18 protein-coding genes and 1 riboswitch are annotated in these 25,994 nt (G+C 40.4%); of the genes, 8 read left to right on the top strand and 10 right to left on the bottom strand.

Annotated elements, in window-relative coordinates; translation table 11 throughout:
• Positions 1-136: 136 nt before the first annotated feature.
• From DC077_RS02775 to elbB, 8 genes are all read right to left on the bottom strand, one after another.
• Positions 137-1,048: an ATP-binding protein gene (locus tag DC077_RS02775; protein ID WP_109201213.1), complete on the bottom strand. Its 912-nt coding sequence runs from the start codon at positions 1,046-1,048 to the stop codon at positions 137-139.
• Between the two features lie 237 nt (positions 1,049-1,285).
• Positions 1,286-2,245: an acetyl-CoA carboxylase carboxyl transferase subunit alpha gene (accA, locus tag DC077_RS02770; protein ID WP_109201275.1), complete on the bottom strand. Its 960-nt coding sequence runs from the start codon at positions 2,243-2,245 to the stop codon at positions 1,286-1,288.
• Between the two features lie 70 nt (positions 2,246-2,315).
• Positions 2,316-3,680 (bottom strand): class II 3-deoxy-7-phosphoheptulonate synthase, encoded by a 1,365-nt coding sequence (locus DC077_RS02765; protein ID WP_109201212.1) that lies wholly within the window; start codon positions 3,678-3,680, stop codon positions 2,316-2,318.
• Between the two features lie 310 nt (positions 3,681-3,990).
• Positions 3,991-5,007, bottom strand: coding sequence for a ketol-acid reductoisomerase (gene ilvC, locus DC077_RS02760; protein ID WP_094568233.1), 1,017 nt, complete (start codon positions 5,005-5,007; stop codon positions 3,991-3,993).
• A gap of 286 nt (positions 5,008-5,293) precedes the next feature.
• Entirely contained in the window at positions 5,294-5,809 is a 516-nt protein-coding gene (gene ilvN, locus DC077_RS02755; RefSeq protein WP_109201211.1) for an acetolactate synthase small subunit, read from the bottom strand.
• Between the two features lie 9 nt (positions 5,810-5,818).
• Entirely contained in the window at positions 5,819-7,561 is a 1,743-nt protein-coding gene (ilvB, locus tag DC077_RS02750; RefSeq protein ID WP_109217819.1) for a biosynthetic-type acetolactate synthase large subunit, read from the bottom strand.
• A gap of 626 nt (positions 7,562-8,187) precedes the next feature.
• On the bottom strand, positions 8,188-9,465 hold the full coding sequence (locus tag DC077_RS02745; protein ID WP_109201209.1) for a homoserine dehydrogenase: 1,278 nt from the start codon (positions 9,463-9,465) through the stop codon (positions 8,188-8,190).
• 517 nt (positions 9,466-9,982) lie between these two features.
• Positions 9,983-10,666 carry an isoprenoid biosynthesis glyoxalase ElbB gene (gene elbB / locus DC077_RS02740; RefSeq protein ID WP_109201208.1) on the bottom strand — a complete coding sequence of 228 codons (684 nt, stop codon included), beginning with the start codon at positions 10,664-10,666 and terminating at the stop codon, positions 9,983-9,985.
• Positions 10,667-10,831: 165 nt separating this feature from the next.
• Here elbB and DC077_RS02735 point away from each other — a divergent pair, with 165 nt between their 5' ends.
• The 7 genes from DC077_RS02735 to DC077_RS02705 all read left to right on the top strand — a co-directional run bounded on the left by DC077_RS02735 (position 10,832) and on the right by DC077_RS02705 (position 20,640).
• Positions 10,832-12,643, top strand: coding sequence for a tetratricopeptide repeat protein (locus DC077_RS02735; RefSeq protein WP_157953471.1), 1,812 nt, complete (start codon positions 10,832-10,834; stop codon positions 12,641-12,643).
• Complete coding sequence (locus tag DC077_RS02730; protein WP_109201206.1) at positions 12,640-14,250, top strand: N-acetylmuramoyl-L-alanine amidase; 1,611 nt, start codon at positions 12,640-12,642, stop codon at positions 14,248-14,250. The genes DC077_RS02735 and DC077_RS02730 overlap by 4 nt, the downstream gene beginning before the upstream one ends.
• A gap of 472 nt (positions 14,251-14,722) precedes the next feature.
• A complete protein-coding gene (locus DC077_RS02725; RefSeq protein WP_109201205.1) occupies positions 14,723-16,210 on the top strand; it encodes an aldehyde dehydrogenase family protein in 1,488 nt (495 codons plus the stop codon).
• 334 nt (positions 16,211-16,544) lie between these two features.
• The gene (locus DC077_RS02720; protein ID WP_109201204.1) at positions 16,545-17,495 is read left to right on the top strand and encodes an ABC transporter permease; all 951 of its coding nucleotides are present in this window, start codon (positions 16,545-16,547) and stop codon (positions 17,493-17,495) included.
• A 26-nt stretch (positions 17,496-17,521) separates the two neighbouring features.
• The gene (locus tag DC077_RS02715) at positions 17,522-18,466 is read left to right on the top strand and encodes an iron chelate uptake ABC transporter family permease subunit (RefSeq protein ID WP_109201274.1); all 945 of its coding nucleotides are present in this window, start codon (positions 17,522-17,524) and stop codon (positions 18,464-18,466) included.
• Complete coding sequence (locus tag DC077_RS02710; RefSeq protein ID WP_109201203.1) at positions 18,467-19,225, top strand: iron ABC transporter ATP-binding protein; 759 nt, start codon at positions 18,467-18,469, stop codon at positions 19,223-19,225. It begins immediately after the preceding gene.
• Positions 19,226-19,650: 425 nt separating this feature from the next.
• Entirely contained in the window at positions 19,651-20,640 is a 990-nt protein-coding gene (locus tag DC077_RS02705; RefSeq protein ID WP_109201202.1) for a siderophore ABC transporter substrate-binding protein, read from the top strand.
• Between the two features lie 701 nt (positions 20,641-21,341).
• Here DC077_RS02705 and DC077_RS02700 read toward each other — a convergent pair.
• Both DC077_RS02700 and trkA read right to left on the bottom strand, forming a co-directional pair.
• Positions 21,342-22,550 (bottom strand): argininosuccinate synthase, encoded by a 1,209-nt coding sequence (locus DC077_RS02700; RefSeq protein WP_109201201.1) that lies wholly within the window; start codon positions 22,548-22,550, stop codon positions 21,342-21,344.
• Positions 22,551-22,582: 32 nt separating this feature from the next.
• On the bottom strand, positions 22,583-23,962 hold the full coding sequence (gene trkA / locus DC077_RS02695; RefSeq protein WP_109201200.1) for a Trk system potassium transporter TrkA: 1,380 nt from the start codon (positions 23,960-23,962) through the stop codon (positions 22,583-22,585).
• 490 nt (positions 23,963-24,452) lie between these two features.
• Positions 24,453-24,633: riboswitch (M-box (ykoK) riboswitch) on the top strand.
• Between the two features lie 283 nt (positions 24,634-24,916).
• On the opposite strand from trkA, the gene mgtE reads away from it, so the two are divergent.
• Positions 24,917-25,942 (top strand): magnesium transporter, encoded by a 1,026-nt coding sequence (mgtE, locus tag DC077_RS02690; protein WP_109201199.1) that lies wholly within the window; start codon positions 24,917-24,919, stop codon positions 25,940-25,942.
• Positions 25,943-25,994 lie beyond the last annotated feature (52 nt).

Here is a 25,994-nt window from a genome sequence, read left to right as displayed (position 1 = left end):
AATACTCTCTGCTAATCATCGATTGGCAAAGAGCGTGGTATATCTATTATCTTATGAAGATTATACTTCATATTAAGATGGTCTGGATTGATACTGATTACAAGCTTCTATTATACCGATTTAATCTTTCGATCGATTACTCTATATCAGTTGTTAGATGCTTTTGAGTATTTTTTATGGTCATAAGTTGTGAACGACCTACAAAGTCTTTGGTGAATTGGTAGGCGATTCGTCCACTTCGTGAGCCACGTCGCTGTGTAAATTGTAGTGCTTCGCGTTCAATCTCCTCATTATAAGTTATATCTGGGGCTAATTGATAGAGCCAGCTCTTTACCATTGCAAGATACTCTTTTTGAGAAGGGGGATAGAATGAGATCCAGAGCCCAAATCGCTCTGATAGGGAGATCTTCTCTTCAATTGCTTCTTGTGGATGAATTTCTTGCGCCTCATATTGGTTGAGATTATCTTGCATCGATTCAGGGAGTAGATGACGTCGATTAGAGGTTGCGTAGAGAAGAATATTTTTCGCCGGGCTGGAGAGAGAGCCATCTAACATTGCTTTTAAGGGCTTGTAAGCTGGGTCTCCGGCCTCAAAGGAGAGATCGTCGCAGAAGATAATAAAGGAGTAGGGGGCTCTCTCTAAAATTGCAAGCAGTTCGGGAAGATCTTCAAGATCTTGGCTGTCGATCTCAACCATCTTCAATCCTTTTTGCTGGTAAGAAGCCAATGTTGCCTTGATAAGAGAGGATTTACCGGTACCGCGAGCACCAGTTAGAAGAAGGTTGTTAGCGGGAAGATTAGCTAAAAATTGCTCTGTATTTTGGCGAATTTCATTAATCTGTTTTTCAATTCCCACAAGTTGCTCAAAAGCGATTGTTGTAGGATTTTGAATAGGTTGGAGTCTTCCGAAGGGGGAGTAGCTCTTTTTGACCCAGCGAAAAGCAACATTTTTATCGAAATCGATAGATTGATGATCGGGAGGAAATAGAGGTTCTAATCGATCAATATTTTTACTAATTTTTTCTAATAATGAGGTTACTCTATCCATAAAATACTCCTTTAGATCGGTCTATTGGTGATTGGTGATGCATACAGATTTATATTTTTTATTAGATGAGGTGATGTGGGATGAGAGGGGATAATACCGTCATGATCTACTTGTTATATCAGAGTGTATCAATAATCGCATTATTATAATGTAGGGCTGAAGTGTATCTTATTTTACCCATAAGAAAAGACGATTTTATGTCTCATAAAATCGTCTCTTTTTTACACTATTTTTGAATTACTTCTCTTTATATTGACCGTAGGCCATGATCTTTTCATAGCGCTGCTCAAGGAGCTCTTCAACGGAGAGTTCTGATAGTTGATCAAGTGTTTCCAGAATCTCTTTTTTGATGTTATCGCTCATCTCTTTATAGTTGCGATGTGCGCCACCTTGAGGTTCTTCAATAATTTTATCAATTAATTTCGCATCTTGATTCTTCTCTGCTGTAACGCCCATCGCTTCGGCAGCTTCCTTATTCTTTTCAGCACTTTTCCAAAGAATAGAAGCACAACCTTCAGGAGAGATAACAGAGTAGATTGCGTATTGAAGCATCATTACTTTATCACCTACTGCAATTGCTAATGCACCGCCCGAACCTCCTTCCCCTGTTACGGTACAGATGATTGGAACACGCAATTTGCTCATCTCTAATAAGTTTCGAGCAATGGCTTCACTCTGACCACGTTCTTCGGCACCAATCCCAGGATATGCTCCCGGCGTATCGATAAAGGTGATGATCGGAACATTGAAGCGCTCAGCAAGTTTCATAAGACGAAGTGCTTTGCGGTAACCCTCAGGGCGAGGCATACCGAAGTTACGTCTAATTTTCTCCTTGGTATCACGACCTTTTTGATGGCCAATAACCATCACCGTGCGGCCTTCGATTCTTGCTAAACCACCCACAATTGCCGCGTCATCTGCATAGGCGCGATCACCGTGAAGCTCTTGGAAATCCTCACAGATAAGATTGATATAATCTAGCGTGTAAGGGCGCAATGGATGGCGTGCGAGTTGTGTGATCTCCCACGATGAGAGCTTAGAGAAGATCTGCTCTAATTTTGCATTCTTCTTCTTCTCTAAAGCTTCAATTTTATCCGAGACATCAATATCTGCGTCTTGAGCCCAATTTTGGAGCTCATTTATTTTAGTTTGAAGCTCATAAATAGGCGCTTCAAAATCGAGGTAATTCGTATTCAACACAATACTCCTAAGAAATTCGATATGCCATATAAAATAGCATATATTAGGGCAATAGTAAGCTAAACTATTATACGCGAGCAGGAATCTTTTCGCGATGCTCTTTTAATTTCGATGAGATTTGGAAGGCGAGTTCTAAGCTCTGTTGTGCATTTAATCGAGGGTCACAGTGTGTATGGTAGCGATCTTCGAGATCTTTAGAGGTGATATTTTGTCCACCACCTAAGCACTCAGTGACATCTGTTCCTGTCATTTCAAAATGAACCCCACCGGCATATGTTCCTTCTGCATTATGAGCATCAAAGAAGTTAACGACCTCGGCTAGGATCTGATCGAAAGGACGTGTTTTATAGCGATTCTCAGTGATCGTATTTCCATGCATCGGGTCACAACTCCAAACGACATTTCGTCCTTCTCTCTTCACAGCTCGTAGAAGGCGAGGGAGGTGCTCTAAAATATTATCAGCTCCCATGCGTGTAATTAGAGTTAAGCGACCAGGCTCATTTTGAGGATTAAGGGCGTCGATAAGGCGAATCAGCTCATCATCGCTCATTTTTTGGCTAACTTTCACGCCAATTGGATTGGCAATTCCGCGAGCATATTCAATATGCGCGCCATCGAGTTGACGAGTTCTCTCCCCAATCCAGACCATATGTGCAGAGGTGTTATACCAATCTCCGGTAGTAGAGTCTGTTCGCGTCATTGCCTCTTCATATCCTAGAAGAAGCATCTCATGGGAGGTGAAGTACTCGGTTTCACGAATAATGGCATTATTGGGATCAACGCCACAAGCTTGCATAAATTTTAAAGCATCTTGGATACGCATTGCGAGATCGATATAGCGCTCTGCTTGGGGTGATTTATCAACGAAGCTCATTGTCCAACGTTGTACGCGGTGAAGGTCGGCATATCCTCCTTTTGCAAAGGCGCGAAGAAGGTTGAGGGTCAATCCTGATTGCGCATAAGCCTTCCATAATCTTTCAGGATCGGGCTCTCTTGCTTCGGGCGTAAATTCAATGCCATTGACAATATCACCTCGATAGCTCGGTAGAGTTACTCCATCAATGGTTTCTGTATCAGATGAGCGAGGTTTAGCAAATTGTCCGGCAATTCGACCAACTTTGATCACAGGGCTACTTGCTGCGAATGTTAGGGTAACTGCCATCTGCAGTAATACACGGAATGTGTCACGGATATTATCGGAGCTAAAATCAGCAAAGCTCTCAGCGCAATCTCCACCTTGAAGAAGAAATGCTTTTCCATCTACGGCTTCCGCTAAGTGTGATTTAAGAGAGCGAGCTTCGCCGGCAAATACAAGAGGAGGTGATTTACGTAAACGATCTTCAACTGCTTTCAAGGCAGCTTTATCTTTGTAGTTGGGCATCTGTGCCGCAGGGAAGTTTCTCCAGCTCGAGGGCGTCCAAATTTGAGTCATAATAATCCTATAATCCTCTCTTGAATTTTTAATGAAATAGGTGAATAAATAGACAAATAGATAAATAGTTTAAATTTAAATAGTTAAATAATCTCAAAGAGACTCTATAAAGTAGCATACGATCGAGTATAAAATTAATTAGCAACAATTAATAAGAAGCAATTAATAAAAAACAATTAATAAAAAATGCCTTAAGAGTGATCCGCTTAAGGCATTTTGAACATTGTATAACTATTGTAGAGTATCTCTCTTCCCATTGGGAACCTCTAGCTAAACATAGATTAACCGTTCAGTTAGAGGAGTATTCAATTTAGTTTTTTGATTGATCAACAAGGCTATTCTCTGTAATCCACGGCATCATAGAGCGGAGTTTAGCACCTGTTTTTTCAATAGGATGTTCTGCATTTAAGCGGCGAAGGGCAGTCATAGAAGGATAGTTTGTCATCCCTTCTTGAATAAACATCTTCGCATATTCTCCTGACTGAATACGATAGAGTGCATAACGCATCGCTTCTTTTGTCTCTTCAGTAATAATTTCTGGGCCTGTAACATATTCGCCGTACTCAGCATTATTAGAGATAGAGTAGTTCATGTTTGCGATACCGCCTTCATACATGAGGTCTACAATTAATTTTAACTCATGAAGACACTCAAAATATGCCATTTCAGGAGCATAACCTGCTTCTGTTAAGACTTCAAAACCTGCTTTAACAAGCTCTACCGCACCGCCACAAAGAACTGCTTGCTCACCAAAGAGATCTGTCTCTGTCTCTTCTTCGAAAGTAGTTTCGATAACACCCGCTTTACCACCACCATTTGCAGATGCATAGGAGAGTGCTAAGTCACGTGCTTTACCTGAAGAATCTTGGTAAACAGCGATCAAGGTTGGAACGCCGCCACCTTTCACATATTCAGAGCGAACGGTGTGTCCCGGGCCTTTGGGGGCAACCATGACAACGTCAAGATCTTTACGTGGAACGATCTGGTTATAGTGGATATTAAATCCATGAGCAAATGCGAGTGTCGCACCCTCTTTAAGATTAGGTTCAATCGCATCACGATAGACTGCGGGTTGATTCTCATCAGGAAGGAGAACCATCACGAAATCAGCCTCTTTAGTTGCTTCTGCGATCTCTTTAACATTGTGACCGGCATTAACAGCCTTGTCCCAAGAAGCGCCACCTTTACGAAGGCCGACAATAACGTTTACACCTGAATCTTTAAGGTTTTGTGCATGCGCATGACCTTGTGATCCATAACCAATAATTGCAACGGTTGTACCTTTGATTAAGGAGATATCGGCATCTTTATCGTAAAAAACATTCATCTTTAAATATCCTTTCTTTGTTTTATGATCTCTCAAACTCTTTTCGACGCGCTGTAAGATCTTTAATTGTTAGTAGGGTGATGATAGTAGCGCGCAGCTGAGCTATCTTCCCTCTATCATTATTCATGAGTTTAGAAAAACTCTATCGATCTGATCTTGCTAGTCTGATCTTATCGATCAGAGTAAAAGAGACGATTCTTTTCTTAATATTTTAATATATTTAATATTTTTATCTTAATTTCTGTTTACTGAAATTTGTGGTTACCTATTTTTAGGTGCTGTGAGTTTAGAGCGTTAACCCTTTTGCTCCTCGAACTAATCCAAGCGCACCTGAGCGAACGATCTCGATAATCCCCAGCTCTTGAACTGCCACAATAAAGGCGTCAAGCTTCTCTTGTGTGCCTGTCATCTCTATTGTGTAAGATTGTGGGGTAACATCGATAACACGACCTCTAAACATCTCATTGATGCGGAAGAGTTCTGACCGATTCTGTCCTTCTGCTTGCACCTTAATGAGCATCATTTCACGCTCAACATAAGCACTATCGCAAAGATTTGTAAGTTTGACAACATCAATTAACTTGTTGAGCTGTTTGATGATCTGTTCAACAACATGATGATCGGCAATAGTTACAAGTGTTAAGCGAGAGAGGGATGGATCATCCGTTGCTGCTACACAAAGACTATCAATATTATAACCACGAGCGGAAAATAGATTCACTACCTTCGATAGTGCGCCGGCTTCGTTCTCCATTAAGATCGAAATAATATGACGCGAAGTTTCTGTATTAAAAAGTGTCATTTTTCTCTCCTATACCTGACTTAAGCCTTCTTTGAGCGTATTTTCCATCTTATCGCGACCCGCTAAGATCATTTCGTGATGACCTTTTCCGGCGGGAATCATTGGGTAAACGTTCTCGCTGGGATCGGTGATAAAGTCGAGGAAGATGGTCTTATCTTTCTGTTTGAAAGCTTCTCGGAGAGCTGGTTCAACGTCACTTGGTTTGTGAATTTGAACACCGCTATGGCCATATGCCTCGGCAAGTTTTACAAAATCAGGGAGAGAGTCAAAATAGCTCATGCAGTAACGTTTTTGGAAGAAGAATTCTTGCCATTGACGTACCATCCCTAAATAACCATTGTTAAGGTTAATAATTTTAACAGGGGAGCAGTATTGCAACATTGTAGAGAGCTCTTGAAGCATCATCTGAATACTGCCATCTCCCGTAATACATGCGACCTCTCTATCGGGGCGAGCAATTTTCGCGCCCATAGCGGCAGGAAGACCAAAACCCATCGTTCCTAATCCACCAGAGTTGAGCCATTGTCGAGGTTCATCAAAAGGATAATATTGTGCAGCCCACATCTGATGCTGTCCAACATCAGAGGTAATAATAGCTTTCCCTTCAGTGACCTCAAAAAGTTTTTCAATAACAAACTGAGGTTTAATAACCACATCAGATTGCTCATATTTTAAAGACTCCATGGCTCGCCACTCGCCGATCTGATCCCACCAGTTTGCAAGAGCGGCCTGATCTAATTTGCCTTTTTTAGCCTTATGGATCGCATTAAGTTCCTTAAGAACAGGTTGAAGCTGTCCTACGATAGGAAGATCAACGGGAACATTTTTAGCAATCGATGAGGGGTCAACATCTACATGGATAATTTTTGCATAGGGGCAGAAGCTCTCTAAGGTGCCGGTAATTCGGTCATCAAAACGAGCGCCTAAAGCAATAAGAACATCACAGTGATGCATCGCCATGTTTGCTTCATAAGTCCCATGCATCCCTAACATACCAAGGAACTGTTTATCGGTTCCTTCATAGGCGCCAAGGCCCATTAGGGTACTTGTTATTGGAAGGTTAAGCGCTTTTACAAATTCGCGAAGTTCTTTATGTGCTTCGCCAATAATGACACCACCGCCGGTATAAACCATGGGGCATTTTGCTTTCATAATGAGATCGTACGCGCGTGCGATCTGCTTTGAGTGCCCTTTAACGGTAGGGTTGTAGGAGCGCATTGTAATTTTTTCAGGATATACAAATTCTGCTTCATGGACCGTAATATCTTTTGGAAGGTCGATGACAACTGGGCCAGGGCGGCCTGTTGTAGCAATATAAAATGCTTTTTTAATTATGCTTGCGAGATCTTTTACATCTTTGACTAAGAAGTTATGTTTGACACAAGGAAGGGTAATTCCAACAGTATCTACTTCTTGGAACGCATCATTCCCAATTAAGCTTGTAGCTACTTGTCCAGAAAAGACAATCATGGGAATTGAATCCATATAAGCAGTTGCAATACCAGTGACAGCATTGGTTAGCCCGGGACCGGAAGTGACCAGAACGACACCTGGCTTTCCTGTTGTACGCGCATAAGCGTCGGCAGCATGGGTCGCAGCCTGCTCATGGCGGACAAGGACATGTTCAATTTTGTCTTGTTTATAAATCTCATCATAAAGTGGCAGAACTGCACCTCCAGGATAACCAAAGATACACTCTACCTTCTCCTTCATTAAGGAGTGAATGACGATTTCTGCACCGCTTAATTTCACAGGATCTCCTCTCTTTTCAATATTTATTGTTCATTTTTTTATAGGCTGTCTATTGAATCGTCTATCGATTAATCAATCACTGCTATTAGCGACTATTCTCTAATTAGTCAATAGTAATTAGTTAATAGTAATTAGCCAATAGCACCGTCAGCGAAAATAAGATTTGCCTTTCCATTTATCTGATAACGACCAGCAGCACTCTAAATTTCGGTATTTAAAGATCAGGTATAAGATCGCATGACCTAAAAATATGCTGCACTCTTATGCCTTGTAGCTCTTCTCTCTAGAGAGATACCGCTTCGAGATACGCCTTTTACAGATAACTTTGCAGATAGACTTTGCAAATAACAGATAGATAACGGATAAACACTAGTAATATATAATTATCAGGTTGATTGTCGGGTTCCGGTTATAAACTGGCACCCTCTCATCCCCACAACGTAAGCGTAGTAGGAAGATAATTATTAATGTGATCTAGATTTATAGTTGTATCGTTATTATTTAAGTCAAATGGTGGCAGGAGCTATTCTCTTTTTTCTATCTTCTTAATCGACGCGCCTAAAATATCTTCTCACCTCAATATTTTTATCTAAAATATTGTCTTAGATGGGGATTATTTTAGAAACTTATTCGACTCGAATAAACTTAGAATCTTCAATGCCTTTAATTAACATAGCATTATTAATGATATTTTCTACATTTTCTTGCACTGTTTTTTCTAAAAACAGAATAACTTGTTGATATTGATCATAAACTTTAATTTTTTCAGCTGTAACTCCTGCCTCTAGAAGTACGGTTTTAAGTGCCTCAGCGATCGATTCGCCAGTTATTTCATTTAGATAGTTAAAGGCAAGGTAGTAACGAGAAGAGAAAGATTTTGTTGGAAGCGTTGGAATGCTTTGAAGATTCTCCTCTAAGAAGCCTAATGCTGGCGCGCTATGACGACAATCATTGTTGTGAATAATCTCGATAAGATCGGCTATGACAGCAGATGCCGTTGCTTCGCTTCCTGCCCCTCTGCCTGAGTAGAATTGCTCTCCAACCGCATTACCAACAACATAGACCCCATTTAAAACACCATCTACTTGGGCTAATTGATGCTCTTTAGCTAAGAGTGTCGGGTGAACACGAAGCTCAATTCCTTGTTTACTTTTGCGCGCAATACCGAGATGTTTAATGGTATATCCTTCAGCTTGGGTAATGGCGATATCTTCAGCAGTGATAGTATCAATTCCTTCAATATGCATATCCTCAAAGTTGAGGGGGGTACCAAAGGCTGTTGCTGCAAGAATTGTCAATTTATGAGCGGCATCAATCCCTTTTATATCAAAGGTTGGATCCGCTTCTGCATACCCATGTGCTTGAGCCTCTTTTAGGCATTGATCAAAATTGACCCCTTTGTGACTCATCTCTGTCAAAATGTAATTAGAGGTTCCGTTAATAATGCCCATTACAGTATCGATCTCGTTGGCGGCAAGGCCTTCTCTTAAGAGCTTAAGAATCGGGAGACCGCCCGCCACTGAGGCCTCAAAACGGAGAAAAACACCTTTCTCTTGAGCAAGCTGTAGTAATTCATTACCATGGAGCGCGATGAGCTCCTTATTAGCAGTAATGACAGATTTACCATTGTTTAATGCCGTTTTGATATAGGTTAATGCAGGCTCAATGCCACCAATGAGCTCAATGACAACATCAATGTCAGGATTATCGGTAATATCGGCGATAGAGGTTGTAAGATCTAAATTATAGGGGTTATCTCTTTCGAGCGAGCGAACAAAGACTTTTTCAATAATAGGGGTGCGGGTTATTCGGCGTGTAATCTCCCTACTATTTTTTGTTAAAACTGCAGCAACGCCCGAGGCGACTGTACCAAGACCAATTAATCCTACTTTAAGAGGCTCCATGATAGATCAAATTTCTCCAATTGATTAAAGAGTAATAATAACAATGAGAGATCAGAAATAGTCTTTGAGTGAGTTTTAATGTTGCTAATTTTAGGTGAAGTATAAGGTCTCAATACTCAACCAATTGTTGAGAGAGATACTACACCTATTCTTACTATTTCTGATTTCATCATTAAGGATTGAAATTTTGGGGAATAGCCCCCTTAGTTGTGACTTAAAATTAGTCGTATAAATGAGAGTGTACCTGATTTTTTAAAAAGTGGAAAACAGTTGAGATCCTTGTTTATGAATTGTTTATAAAATAAGCAAAGATCTCAACTGCAGCTCCTTCTAAGAGTTGAATAGAGATTGGTATCGCAATCTTTTAATAGATGCTTTAAGAGCAGTTTTCGATATGACTCTTAATATGATTCTCAATATAACTCTTAGTATTAACTCTTCATATGAATCTTAATACGATTTTTAATATGGTATTTAATGAATGGTATTTAAGATGATATTTAGGGTTTGAGACGAGTTATTCTCCTGCTTTTTGATAAGCATCCACCGTCGCTAATGCTCCTTGATAGATCTCATAAGGTGTTGCTTCTCCATCCATATAAGCGCCCCCTGTGATAATTGGGTAGTTATTATCACAATGAGCATCTGTAGTGGCCGTCTCGATATGTGTAATTCCCCAAGCTTTAAGCGCAGGAAGGAATGCACCTGCATTTTTAGCTTGCCCGAAAGTGATAGATGCATCTTTAATTTCGAGCTCTTTAAGGGCGATTGCAATAGCCATTGGTGCAGCACAGATAGCAATGATTGGTTTTCTCATCTCGATAGCTTTTTTTAGCTTTTCACCAATATCAGCAGAGAGCGTAGCTTCTTCTCCTTTATCGATAAAGTTAGTGAAGTTTTTAATAACACCAAAGCCGCCGGCTAAAGCGATACCATCGACCGAATCAAGATCTAATTTTGCAATCGGAGCGATCTTTCCACGTGCAATGCGAGCTGCTTCTTGCATAATATTGCGCTCATCGCCCTCTATCTCACCATTGAGGTGATTAATAGTATCTGTTTGAAGTCGATCCGGTGCATAGAAGGAGACCTCTATCCCTGCTTTAGAGAGCGCTATATTAAGTGTTGTTGCCTCTGTGATCTCTGCACCATCTAAATGACCACACCCTGAAAGAATTAAAGCAAAATGTTTCTTACTCATACCTTGGTTACTCCTTTTAGTTTGAGGGTAATAATTAACACTTCCCCGATTTTTACGTTAAAATAGGCGAAGAATCAATCTTCTCTCATCATAACAGATAATATCGATCCATCGATGGTGGGCGATATCACTAAGGATAGATCAAGCGATAAGGAGCCTCTCGGTATGAAGAAATTGTTCAACCTGTTGTTACTCTTTGTGTGTGTAGCACACATGCCCACATATGCTCAAACAGATGCTCAAACAGAGGTGGAAGAGGATTCTACCCGGTTTGAAAGCGCTGAAGTTGTGGGAGAAGGCAGGGGGGAGTCACTCGATTTAGTAGATGAGATTGATGCCGCAACGCTCTATAGAGATCAGGCAATCTCGGAAGTTTATGATTTTTTGGCAGCCGAAATCGCCTCTAAGCGGGAAGATTGGGAGAGTGCAAAAGAGCACTATGATGCTCTGCTAGAGCGAAATAGCGATCCAAAAGTTTTAGAGCGGAGAATTCGACTTGATTTAGAGGCAGGAAGTATTGCGGATGCACTCCCTCTTATTCAAAAATTGGTGATTCAAAACCCACAAAATTTAGCTAATTACAATTTATTAGCGCAAGCTTATCTCTTAACTGGTGATATTGAGTATGCGGCAAGAACTTATAACCACTTAGTGGAGATGATCTATCTTACAAATAATGGTGTTGTTGAGCCATCTCCCTATTTTGCTATTTTAAAGAAACTCCATGAGTTTGAAATTCCGTTAGATGAGCAATTAGCGCTTTTTAAGAAGATGGCGGCATTAGAAGAGCATGATACCTTCCCATTAGTGCTATTAGCTGGATTCTTAATTGATAATTTACGCTTTGATGAGGCAGAAGGTTATCTTGAGCGAGCCTTACAACTCGACTCCTCAAATCCTAAAATTTACGCACTCTATACCTATATCTATTGGAATGAGGGGGAGCCGGAAAAGTCGATTCTCTTATTGGAAGAGGCGTATAACAAATATCAAGATCCTGAGATAGGATTAGAATTAGCAAATGCATTAATTGCTAATTTTGAGTATGAAGAGGCTTATCAGCGCCTTATTCCGTTAATGATCTTAACAAATGAAGATCCTGCTGTTTTTGAGAAATTTATTGGCATGGCATATGTTATGGGGAACTATGACAATATTAAAGAGATGCTACAGCTTCGACTCGATCAGCCAGAAATTTTGACGCGCGCAATTTTAAATCTCTTCTATTTTTCTGAGGTGTTAGGCAATAGTGAAAATCTCCTAAAAGTGCTCCCTGAAATTGAGAATCCAACTGCTGAATATGCCGAGGCGCTCTATACCATTAAGGCGAAAGTGGCATTAGCAGAGGGTGATTATGATCAATTTAATCACTACTTTGAGAAGATTGCTGATTTAGAGCTCTTTGATGCACCGTCGCTTCTGTTAAAGCGCCTTTTGATGCTTCAGGAGATGGATGAGTATGATCTTCTTGATCAGGTGTTAGTAGAAGAGGCGGCACTTCTTCCTGAAGTAGAGAGCTCCTACTTAGCATTTCTACGTTCAATGAGTGCGCTTTATCATCAAGAGTATGGTGAGATGGTCGCTATTTTACAAGAGGAGATCCGCAATAATCCACAAGATCCTATCGCTTATAATGCTTTAGGTTACTCCTTGATTGAGATCGATCCTAAAAATGCGAAAGTTGCCTTGCCTTTTATCTCAAAAGCAAATTTGATGTTGCCAGGACGCGACTTTATTCAAGATAGTCTTGCTTGGGCTTACTATATGTTGGGTGATTTAGAGCGAGCTCATAAATATATCGTACAGGCTTATCATCAAAATAAAGATCCTGAAATTATCGCTCACTATATTGTGATCTTAGATGCGATAGGGAAGCGAGAAAAGGCGGAAGATCTCTATCACCGTTTTAATCTCTTCTTTGGAAACTCAGATGCAAAAGAGGCACTCATCGAAAATGTTGAGTGGATTAGCGAATGAGAATAGTTGAGAGTCAGCAAGTTAGAAAAGGTAAACGGATCCAGTTTGCCTTTTTGTTTTTAATGGTCGCTATGTTAGGCAATCTTCTCTGGGGTGCAACAGTCGTTGGTACGGGAAAGATGGAGAATCGGGGAGGAGAGATGTTAATTATCTTCCCGCTCAATCAACAGATTAAGTTCAATAGCTTCCGCTTACAAAATCCAGATCGATTAGTGATCGATATTCCTAACGCAGAGTTGCAACATAAGGCGAGCTCCTTACCTATCAGCTCTGCATATGTTGCCGGGGTTCGTTTAGGAACACAGCAAGGGACTGACCTTCGTATTGTGGTTGATCTAAAGCAGGGGAATGTGCCGGCAAGTGCTGCTGTTGTCAGAGGGCGCTTAGGGTATGAGTTGGTAATTGCTGTTGGTGCCTCCGTGGGAAGTGTTAAAGAAGATTTAGCAACATCAGGGCAAACGGTGGTAACTCAACCTCAGGAGATCCAGGTTGCTAAACGCGTTCCTAAGAAAAATATTCTAATTATTATCGATCCAGGTCATGGTGGAAAGGATCCTGGAGCGGTTGGTAAAGCGGGAACAAGGGAGAAGGATGTTGTATTACAAATTGCCAAAGTCTTGCAGCAGAAGATTAATCGTGAACCCAATATGAAAGCGATCTTAACGCGCAGTAATGATACCTTTATCCCGCTTAGGGAGCGCGTCTTAATTGCAAGACGGAATAAAGCCGATATGTTTATCTCACTGCATGCTGATGCCGGATCATCAAAAGCAGATGGTGCATCGGTCTATATCCTCTCTACTAGTGGCGCTTCAAGTGAAGCTGCCAGATTACTAGCAAGAGCGGAGAACCAATCTGACCTGATCGGTGGTGTTAAGATCTCCGATAAAGATGATGCCATCGCTTCAATGTTGCTCGATCTATCGCAGGAAGCGACAATTGAGTCTTCTCATGCTTTAGGTAATCATCTTTTAAAAAATCTTAGTCGTCATGCCAATCTTCATAAGAAGCAGGTGGAGCGTGCAGGATTTGCGGTCTTAAAAGCGCCTGATATTCCCTCGGTATTGATTGAGACAGGATTTATCTCCAATCCTAAAGAGGAGCAAAACCTTCGGAGCAAGAAGCATCAAGATCGTTTGGCAAATGATATCTTAGCAGGAATTAAGGCTTACTATAAGGAGCGCCCGGCAACGGAGCTTGTCTATAGTACGGTTGTACAGCGATCAGATAATAGTCGTGTGCAAGGGATTGCTCAAAATCAAGCGAAAGTAGTGGCACCTCCAAAGCAATCGATTACGATTCCTCCGATTCGTTTAGAATCAAAATCGGTAGAGCCGGCGATTCAACCTGTTGCGCCACCAATAGAGGTTTCAATGATCGAGCCGCCACCCGTTGCTATCGGCGTGCAATTTCCGGAACCATCAGCTCCACCTATAGAGTTAATTTCGAAAGAGCGTCCTTTAAAAGAGTATAAAGTACAACGAGGGGATACTATCGCAGAGATTGCCAGAGCTCATCAGGTAAGTGAGTCAGCATTAAAACAACGTAACGGTCTTCCTGATAATCAGCTTCGGGTTCCTGCGGGGACAATTTTGATCATTCCATAACATGGTAAAATCTATGACCAAGTTTATGAGTAAGTTATGAGTAAGTTATGAGTAAGTCTATGGTTAGGTCCTGCATTAAAGAAAATTTGAAGTTGTCTTATGCTTTATGCTTTATGCCTTGTTATAAAGTATAAAGCGTATTAAAAAGGGTCTTTAAAAGAGAAGGGTGTTTATAAGAGCATCCTTTTTTATTGCTTGATCCCATCTTTCTGTTTTCGCACTTCTTATATGCTTCCTCCTCCTTCCCTTCCTTTTCTCATTCCTCTTCTTACGCTCCTTATTCTTTTTATACCTTTTATACCTTTTGTGCTTCGATATTGCGGACGGAGTATTTAGGTAGAGAAGAGATATAATATTTTTATCGCAACTTGTTATACTTTTTAATAGATTATCTTCTCAAAAAATTGTATGTTGATAGGTGAGGCTACTCTTTGTAGTGCTCGTTCTTAATATTCGTTAAGGAGATTAGTGTATGAAAATGTTATCTGATATTAATGGTGATTTGCGTCCACAGAGTGCTTACCAGCTCTTAATTGATGGTGAGTGGGTTGATGGTGCGCAAGGTAAAACCTTAGAGAGTCACAATCCCGCAACAGGTGAGAAGTTGACAGAGATTGCTGTCGCTGAGAAAGAGGATGTTGATCGTGCTGTAAAGGCAGCATGGGCTGCATTTGATACATGGAGTCAAACCTCGCCTCAAGAACGAGCTAAATATCTATTAGAGATTGCGGATCGTCTAGAGGCTGAGTTAGAACGTTTTGCGACATTAGAAACGCTCGATAATGGTAAGCCGATACGGGAGACATTAAATGTGGATGTCCCATTAGCGATCGACCATTTCCGCTATTTTGCTGGTGTTATTCGTGCAGAAAGTGATGAAGCGAACCTTATCAATCAAGATAGTTTAAGTATTGTACTGAGTGAACCGATCGGGGTTGTCGGGCAGATTATTCCTTGGAACTTCCCGCTCTTGATGGGCGCGTGGAAAATTGCACCCGCATTAGCTGCCGGAAACTGTATTGTTATTAAGCCTTCGAGTGATACTTCAATCACCGTGCTTGAACTAGGACGTATTCTTAATGAAGTCTTACCTAAGGGTGTTGTTAGTATTTTAACTGGTGGCGGTTCTACAACTGGGAATCATATTTTAGAGCATGAAGGTTTTAGTAAATTTGCCTTCACTGGTTCAACAGGTGTTGGGTACAACGTTGCACGGGCAGCTGCTGATAAACTGATCCCGGCAACACTAGAGCTTGGCGGAAAGTCGGCAAATATTATCTTCGAAGATGCACAGATTGATAAAGCTATTGATGGTGCATTGATGGGAATTCTTTTTAATCAAGGGCAAGTCTGCTGTGCCGGTTCTCGTCTCTTTATTCAGCGTTCTATCTATGATCAATTCCTTGAGAAATTGAAAGAGAAGTTTGAGAGTGTTCGTGTGGGCGACCCTCTCGATCCTAATACACAGATGGGTGCGCAGATTAATGAGAAGCAGCTCAAGCAGATTTTAGGTTATGTTGAGATCGCTAAAGAGGAGGGCGCTCGTGTTTTAACTGGTGGGCAACGTGCTTCTGAGCAGGGAGCTTTTCTCTGCCCAACAGCGATTGTAGATGTTAAGCCCAATATGCGCATTGAGAAAGAAGAGGTCTTTGGTCCGGTTGTTGCGATTCTTCCTTTTGATAGTGAAGAAGAGGTGATTAAACTCGCTAATGACTCAGAGTATGGATTAGGCGGTGCCGTTTGGACTCGAGATATTAATAGAGCTTTCCGTGTTGCGAAAGCGGTTCGAACAGGGCGTATGTGGGTTAACACCTATAATGAGTTACCGGCGCACTCTCCCTTTGGAGGTTATAAGAAGTCAGGTATCGGGCGAGAAACTCATAAGATGATTTTAGATGCTTATACACAGAAGAAAAATATCTACATCAGCTTTAATGAGAAGTTGACCGGTTTCTACTAAGCCTTTGTGACTAAGCCTTTTGAAGTTAGAATCTTTATTAGAGTAGAATCTCTCTAATAATCAATTGAGAAGACCCTATCAATGAATGATAGGGTCTTCTTATATGGAGGGATCTTCTATCGTTACCATTTTTAGCTTTTCGCTTTCATCTTCTCTCTTGATGTGAGTCCTTAGATCTAGCTAATTATTAGACAAACCTATTTAAATTCTTTAATGAAGCTATGAAAAGTATAAATATACTGTAAAATAGTAATCATTATCATTCGAGTGCATATTTCATTTGAAAGAGTTTGTTTAACAGAATTCATTTGTAAAAGGACAAGTTGTTTTATATATGAGAATACAGTATTGGGTTCTCATTCTCATTGTATTATCAGCGATCTCCCTCTTTGTAGGGGTGATAAATATATCGGTGAATGACCTATTTAATCTAACAGATGCTCAGAAACAGACCATATTAATTAGTCGTATTCCGAGACTTATAACTATTTTGATTGCCGGGGCGAGCCTCTCAATCAGCGGTCTTATCATGCAAAAATTGAGCCAGAATGCATTTGTCTCTCCGACAACTGCCGGCACAATGGAATCTGCACGCTTAGGGATTTTGGTAGCAATTTTGCTCTTTGCCGGTGCTTCCCCTCTTGTAAAGATGGGGTTGGCCTTTCTTTTTGCGTTACTTGGGACTTTTCTCTTTATGAAAATTCTCAATCGAATTCGCTATAAAGATGTTGTCTTTGTTCCGCTTGTAGGATTGATGTTTGGGGGGATTATTGGTTCGATCTCCACCTTTATCGCTTATAAGCATGACCTTATTCAAAACCTAGCTTCTTGGTTACTTGGGGATTTCTCCATGGTGATGTCAGGTCGTTATGAATTGATCTATATCTCTATTCCGTTGATGATTATTGCTTATCTTTATGCGCATCAATTTTCTATTGCCGGCTTAGGGGAAGATTTCTCCAAAAATTTGGGGTTAAAGTATCAGCAAGTCGTCAATATTGGCTTAGCGATTGTTGCGATGACAACCGCTTCTGTAATTTTAACTGTAGGAATGATTCCCTTTTTAGGTCTGATCGTTCCCAATATTATCTCCCTCTATAAAGGAGATAATATCCGTGCAACATTGCCATACACTGCCCTTTTAGGGGCTATTATTGTATTAGCTTGCGATATTTTAGGGCGAATTGTTATCTATCCCTATGAGATCCCAATCAGTGTCACAATCGGTATTTTAGGAAGCCTTCTCTTTATCTGGCTGCTCTTTAAAAAGGTAGGGCAGGCATGAGTCTAAGTTTGATAAATGGGAAAGCGATGAGTATCAGAGTGAAATTGGTACTGCTGATGGTCTTAGCCGCTGCTAGTTCAGCCCTTTTTCTCTTCTATCAATTAGGAGTCAATTGGGACTATGTTTTGCCAAGAAGAGGGTATAAGTTATTAGCAATGGTGATCGCCGGTAGTGCTATTGCATTTTCAACGGTGATCTTTCAGACAGTGACCCATAATCGCATCTTAACGCCGAGCATTATGGGGTTAGATTCTCTCTATCTTTTAGTTCAGACTGTTTTGGTCTACTTCTTAGGGGGAAAAAATTTTGCCATGATTAGCAATGAGTGGCTCTTTCTTCTCTCTGTATTGGCTTTAGTGACCTTTTCGATGCTTCTATTTAAGCTTTTGTTGGGTAAAGATGGGCGTTCTGTCTTCTTCCTGCTCCTTATAGGTATTGTTTTAGGTGCTCTCTTTCAGAGTCTTTCCACTTTTATGCAGGTATTGATAGATCCGAATGAGTTTTTCTTAGTACAAGATAAGATGTTTGCCAGCTTTAATAATGTTCAAGTGAAGCTAATCTGGTGGGCATTAGGAATTATTGGGATAACGATGATTCTCTATCTGCCGATGATTAAATATCTCGACGTCCTCTCATTAGGGCGTGACCAATCGGTTAATTTGGGGATCTCTTATCGCAAAGTGGTGATGATAACATTGATTGTTGTCTCTATTTTGACTGCTGTTTCAACAGCATTGATTGGCCCGATTACCTTTTTAGGATTACTCGTTGCCAATCTTAGTTATGAGATTTTTAAGACCTATCGTCATTCTGTTTTATTGATAGGAACAGTGTTAGTCAGTATTATCGCCCTGGCATTTGGGCAGATGTTGGTGGAGAGAGTCTTCTCATTCTCAACAACGTTGAGTGTGATTATCAATTTTATTGGTGGGCTCTATTTTATCTATCTACTTTTAAGGGGGAGCAAATAAATGGTTGTCGTAGAAGGTGTTTCAAAATTATTTGGACAGCGTAAAGTTGTAGATGATGTCTCTATTACGATCCCTAAAAATAAGGTGACATCGTTGATCGGGCCTAATGGAGCAGGGAAGAGTACACTTCTTGGAATGATGAGTCGCTTGATCGATCCTGATGCGGGTTCTATCAAGATTGATGATCGTCTTATTAGTGATTGGAAGAGTGATGAATTAGCGAAAAAGATCTCTATTCTTAAGCAGGCAAATCATCTTAATTTACGAATCACGGTTCGCGAGCTCGTTGCGTTTGGTCGTTTTCCCCATAGCAAAGGGCGCTTGACTGCAGAAGATGATGCATTGATCGATGAAGCGATTGCCTATATGGGATTAACAGATCTAGAGAACAAGTATGTCTCTGAGCTTAGTGGTGGGCAGCGTCAATGTGCATTTATAGCGATGGTTATTGCGCAAAATACCGATATCATCTTCTTAGATGAGCCGCTTAATAATCTTGATATGAAGCACTCTGTAGAGATTATGCAGGTATTGCGTAAGCTTGTTGCAGAGAAAAATAAGACAATTGTGATAGTGATTCATGATATCAATTTTGCCTCCTGTTACTCTGATTACATCATCTCACTTAAGGGTGGGGCATTAGTGCATGAAGGGGCCACAGAGAAGATTATTGATACCAATATTTTGCGTGAGATCTATGATATGGAGATTCCAATTCAAACGATCAATGATCAGCGCATCTGCGTCTATTTCTCATAATACATGTAGAGCGATCACAATGATTATCAAGGGACCATAAGAGGATCAATCGGGCCGGTATCTTGCTGTCGGCATCATCAAAAGAGAGAGTTAATCGGGATATTTAGAAGAGATTATAGAATAAAGAGAGCAAATTCTCTTTTTTTAAAGTATGATGATGTGAATGATTATCAATTATATTGTTGAATCGCTCCTATTAAAGAATCTTTGCTAGATGACAATGTAAAAGGATACGAAGGTTATCTTATTTTCTGTTTTATGAGTACGATCATCTAATATCTTGAAAATAGTAGCTAAATTTTATCGAGTTCTATCGAGTTTTATTGAGTGAATTCGATCATTGACCGAAATAGTCAATCGAAGTAGTTAATTGAAACAGTTAATAGTTAATCGAAATAGTAAAAGTCCAAATTTAAGGAGTAAAAATGAAGTCCAAATCGTTTAAGAAGGTTGTTTTAGTATCGGCACTAACTTTAGTGTTAGCAGCTTGTGGCGAAGAGAAAGCAGCGCCGGCAAAAACAGTAGAAGCTCCTGCTAAAGAGCAGACAAATAGTACCGCAGCGGAGTCGAAGCGTATCACTGTTAAACATGATTCAGGTGAAACGGTTGTTCCTTTTGCGCCTGAGAAGGTGGTTGCTTTCGATTTTGGGGCATTAGATACATTAGAGTCTTTAGATATTGATATCATCGGTCTGCCAAAAGCGAATCTTCCTAGCTATCTTAACGATTATAGTGCTGATAAATATCAAAACTTTGGAACACTAAAAGAGCCAAATTTTGAAGCAATTCATGCCGCAAAACCAGATTTAATTATTATTGCAATCCGTCAAGCACCGCTTTATGAGCAGTTCTCTGAGATTGCACCGACGATCAATCTCTCGGTCGATGATAATGATATTATGGGTTCTACAGAGCGTAATATTCGTGTTTTAGGTGAAATCTATGGTCGTGAAGCGGATGTAGAGAAAGAGATTGCACTGCTTAATGAGAAGATCACAAAAGTGCGTGAGAAGACTGATCAGATGGATGAAACAGGTCTGATTCTCTTAGTTAATGATGGCAAAATTAGTGCATATGGTCCAGGTTCTCGTTTCGGGATTATTCATGATGTCTTAGGAATTAAACCAGCTGATAGCACAATTAAGCAATCACGTCATGGTCAGACAGCATCATTTGAATATGTGATGGATCTTAATCCTGATTATCTCTTTATTGTGGATCGTAGCGCAGTAATTGCCGGCAATGGTAATACTGGGGCTAAAGAGGTTGTTGAGAATGATCTAGTGAAAAACACAAATGCTTATAAAAATGGCAAGATTGTCTACCTTGATCCTAACGTTTGGTATCTTTCAGGCGGTGGCTTCAAATCAACTAACCAGATGATTGATGATATTGCTGAAGCAATTGATCAGTAATTGATTGATAAGTACTAGATAGATAAGTATCAATCGAAATAGTATGCAAGATCGATATTGAGGTCAATTGCACTTAAGAATCCATCTTATAAAGTATTTCCTTTATAAAACTTTGCCACTACTTCGGTAGTGGTTTTTTTATATTTCAACACTAAGAAGATCTGTAGAGTGGCGAGAGCCACCATTTTGTTCTTTTAACCACTTCATGCCCGCCTATTGGGATGGCTGTTATATTGCTGATGGTGGGATCATACTTTTAAATTGATAATGACTTACCGGCGATAGGGAATCATCAACTGTCGGCGCGTGGTTTATGGAAAGATACGATAGAGAGCGCCGGCAACTCAAGAGATTCTATTCGAATTGATTGATGCATTGATGATAAGCGATTACCATTTGCCGGTACGTAATTTATAGAAAGATATGATAGTGAGCTCCGGCAACTCAACAGATTCTATTAGCATTGATTGGTGCCTTGGTGATAAGTGATTGTCATTTGCCGGCACGTGATTTATAGAAAGATATGATAGTGAGATCCGGCAATCCATCAGCTTCTGTTGTCTCATTATTTAATCAATAGTAATAAACAAAACAATAAAAATCCTATAGCGTGATTAGTCACTATAGGATCCTTTTAATCTACTATTTTAAATCATCAATCATAACTTCTGCATGCAGGTAACGATCGATGAAGGAGATGATTAACGGCGATTTTTGCTCGCTGCGATACGAAGGCGAAGTGCATTGAGTTTGATAAAACCACCAGCATCTTTCTGATCGTATGCACCACCATCATCTTCAAATGTTGCAATATTCTCATCAAAGAGTGAATCGTCAGATTTACGACCGACGATAATTACATTCCCTTTGTAGAGTTTTACACGAACTACACCATTTACAAACTTTTGTGACTCATCAATCATTGTCTGTAAGAGTTCACGCTCAGGACTCCACCAGTAACCGTTATAGATCAGGCTTGCGTAACGAGGCATCAACTCATCTTTAAGGTGCGCAACTTCACGGTCAAGAGTAATAGACTCAATCGCGCGATGTGCTTTTAACATCACTGTACCCGCAGGTGTTTCATAACAACCTCGAGCTTTCATTCCAACATAGCGGTTCTCTACAATATCAACACGACCGATACCATTTTCACCTGCGAGTTTGTTGAGCTTCTCCATCACTGTTGCCGGTGAAGTTTCAACACCATCGATTGCAACGATATCGCCGTGACGATAAGTTAACTCTACATAGGTTGGCTTATCAGGAGCTTCTTCAGGAGAGACTGTCCAGCGCCACATATCAGCTTCTGGCTCTGTCCATGGATCTTCTAACATCAATCCTTCATAGGAGATATGGAGCAAGTTTGCATCCATAGAGTAGGGTGATTTCTTACCACCGCGATCGATCTCAATATTGTGTTTTTCAGCATAGTCGAGTAATTTCTCACGTGACATAAGATCCCACTCACGCCATGGCGCAATCACTTTTACACCAGGTTTAAGCGCATATGCACCTAATTCGAAACGAACTTGGTCATTCCCCTTACCTGTTGCTCCGTGAGAGATTGCATCTGCATTGGTCTCATTTGCAATTTCAACTAAACGCTTTGCAATTAAAGGGCGAGCAATCGAGGTTCCAAGAAGGTATTCGCCTTCATAGATCGCATTTGCACGGAACATTGGAAAAATAAAGTCGCGAGCAAATTCTTCGCGGAGGTCATCGATATAGATCTCTTTAACGCCAAGCGCTTTAGCTTTATCGCGTGCCGGCTCAACTTCTTCGCCTTGACCAATATCTGCCGTAAATGTTACGACTTCGCAATTATATTCATCTTGTAACCATTTGAGGATTACGGAAGTGTCCAATCCGCCTGAATATGCGAGAACCACTTTATTAATTTTTTCCATTATAGTCTCCTGTCGACTTTTGGGGTTTTTGACTATTTTCTTAACTCAAAGAGATCTTCCACTTCTGGAATACTCTCTTTGTCCGTGATAAATAAGATGAGATGATCATTCTGCTCAATAGACATGGAGGGCTCAATTTTCATCACTTTCCCTCTTCGGATAAGTCCCGCGACAACGACATTTTCGGGCCAACGTATCCCTTCCAAAGATTTACCGACGATTTTTGAGGTTTCAGCATTACCGTGGGCAATAATCTCCATCGCTTCTGATTCGCCTGATCTAAGAGAGTATACCTGAACAATATCGCCTTTTCTAATATAGGTTAATAAGGTGCTCAAAGTTACCTGTTGTGGCGAGAAAGCAAGATCGATATTTGACTCCTCTTCGATCATCTCAAGATAGGAGGAGCGATTGATCAATGCCATTGAAAACTTAGCGCCGAGACGTTTAGCGAGCATTGCCGCCATGATATTTGTTTGGTCATCATTAGTCAGGGCGCAGAAGAGATCGGTCTTGTCAATGTTCTCCTCAAAGAGAAGGGTCTCATCTGTACAATCGCCATGAAGAATAAGGCTTCGACTCAATTTAGAGGCGAGTGCATTGGCCCGTTCTGCATTCTCTTCGATCAATTTTACATGCGTATAAGATTCTAATGCTTCTGCAAGAACCGCGCCGATATTCCCACCGCCGGCGATCGTCACCTTTTTAGCAATACGCTGTTTCGATTGAAAAAGCTCAATGACCTCGCGGGCATCGGATCGTGCGCAGAGAAAATAGATCTCATCATCCTCTTCTAAAATTGTCTCATCATTGGGGATAAACTCACTCCCTTCTCGGTAGATCGCCACATAATTGATATTGAGGTGGCGTGTTCGACGTTTAATTTTGGCAAAGCGCCGGCCATAGAGTTGAGAGTTCTTTTCAACACCGATCGAGACAATCAATGCCTCTCCTTTTGAAAATCGGAGAACATCAAGCGCTCCGGGCAGCTCAATGATATTTTTTATATAGTTGGTGATGAGAATTTCAGGGCTAATTACAACATCGATATGGAAGGTAGAATCGAGTTTATTACCAAAGAGGTCACCGTGGCGAACGTAATCCCTCGAGCGAACGCGTGCAACTTTTAATTTTATTCCAAAGACAGTATGGGCAATTTGACAGGCAACGATATTAACCTCATCACTAGAGGTAACAGCGATAATGACATCCATGTTTTCGGCACCGGCCTCTTTTAATAAGATCGGCGAGGCTGCATTACCGCGGATTGTTCGAATATCATAGCGTTCCTTTAGGGCTGCTAATGGGGCATATTGATTATCGATAATGGTGATATCATTTTGCGCTTCTTTTGATAAAACATGAGCGACCGTAGAACCTACTTGCCCAGCACCAAGAATCAAAATTTTCATGACTGCGATTATTCCTTTAGAAAGACGCTTAAAATAATAGCTCAAAGCAGGGGGATATTGTATCTCTTTTTCCTAACTGCTGTTTGATAGATTCGCTCTTTGGATCTGCTTGAAGAGGATTAATGATTTATTTTATCGATTCTCATCTACTCTAAGAGTAATCTCTCTTTGAGGTATCTTTGAAGTAGCTTTGGGGGAGTCTTATAGTTAATTTTGGGGTCAACGCTTTTTTTGCATTTCATTGCTCTAAATTCAATTTTAAGGTATAATTTCGCCTCAAAATACCTTAAAGGTAGACTTGTTAATATCTCAAAAGACCTAAGGTTGCTGTAGTAATATAGTGAACAAATAGCGTAGGCTTTTGAGGTAGTAATAGGTCTACTTTTTTCATTGTTACTTATGAATGAGTTATTGAGTTAGTTGTCTTGAGAAATCAAGCATCGAACATTTGAATATTGAGTAATATTACGTAGTTAAATTTAGTTAGATAATGATTCCTCGTTAGGTGAGGTTACTGTAGAGTCGGAAGCTATTGCCCAGAAATGTCGAGAGACACCAATGGGTCAGCAGGAGTAATCGAATTAAGGTTATCTCTAATATAGTGAAATTAAGGGGTTGATGCCGCTTTTTTGAGCTCTACAGAGCTAAAGTTTTTACGAAGGAGGCGCTTTTAATCCCGATTCTCTTCAATTTATGAAGGTTGAGGCTTTAAAGTTTAGATTTTATATTTAGATTTTAGAGTGATTCCTCAAGCTGAAGAGAACTGTAAGTAGAGTTAGTTCATCACTGAGATCTTTAAGAAATCTTTAAGAATAATCGATAATTCTCATTTTCGATTTAGCGGCATTGTTGGCAAGCTCCTCTTTTTGAAACGCACCTTCAAAGAAGCGATCTACTTCACTCTATCTCTTTAGAGATCATCATCGGTCACATCTAGTCACGGGAGGATGCTTTATGGTTCATCAAAATGCAAAAAAAGCGCACGAATTTGCAGAAGAGACAGTCGGATCATTAATGGATTTCGATTTTATATGCGTTCCTGAAACCTACACAGTGAGTGAGACCTTTAAGTATTTGAGGAAAAATGTACATGGTAAGGCTAATATCCACTATAGCTATGTGATCGATCCGTTAGGAGTTCTTGTAGGTGTTCTCTCATTAAGGGAGCTTTTAGGTGCTGATGAGAATGCTATTTTAAAAGATATTATGGCTCCAACAACGTTGAAACTCTCTTACGATCTTGATCAAGAGAAGGCGGCTAAAATATTCCAAGACTCAGATCTTGTAACACTTCCCGTTATCGATACTAATGGCCGAATGATCGGTGTTCTTCATGTCGATGAGATGATGGATGTATTGCAACAGGAAGCAACGGAAGATATCCATAAGATGGCATCAATTTCAGTTGATGAAGATGAAGAGGTAAAAGGTTTACTCGAATCATCAATGGGCTGGCTCTATAAAAAGCGGATCGGCTGGTTAGTTATTCTTGTCTTTGTCAATCTTCTTTCAGGAGCAGGAATTGCAAGTTATGAAGAGCTTCTCAATCAACATATCTATGTTGTCTTCTTTCTCCCGCTCTTAATTGCAAGCGGTGGAAATACAGGATCACAATCAACAACCCTTGTTATTCGAGCGATGGCTGTCGGTGATGTCACAATGCGGGATTGGGGAAAGGTCTTTGCTAAAGAGGCGTTGGTCTCCTTTGCATTAGGGATTACGATGGCAGCTGCAATTGCGGTAATCGGTTATTATCGCGGTAGTGATTATGGTGCCGGCACTGAAACGGCAATTATTATCGCTCTATCGATGGTGATTGTTGTAATGTTTGGTGGTCTATTAGGTGCGATTATTCCTTTCGTCTTTAGATTATTTAAATTGGACCCGGCAACAGCAAGTACCCCTTTAATTACCTCTATTTGTGATATTGCGGGAGTCTTTATCTATTTAGGTATTGCAAGTCTCTTCTTACAACTCTAAAAATAAGTTGTAGGCGGAATATGAGGCATAGTAGTTATAATAGGTATAAGAG

Origin of the sequence: Ignatzschineria cameli, from assembly GCF_003121895.1 — a bacterium.
GTDB lineage: Bacteria > Pseudomonadota > Gammaproteobacteria > Cardiobacteriales > Wohlfahrtiimonadaceae > Ignatzschineria > Ignatzschineria cameli.
This window is presented reverse-complemented; position numbering and strand designations above follow the sequence as displayed.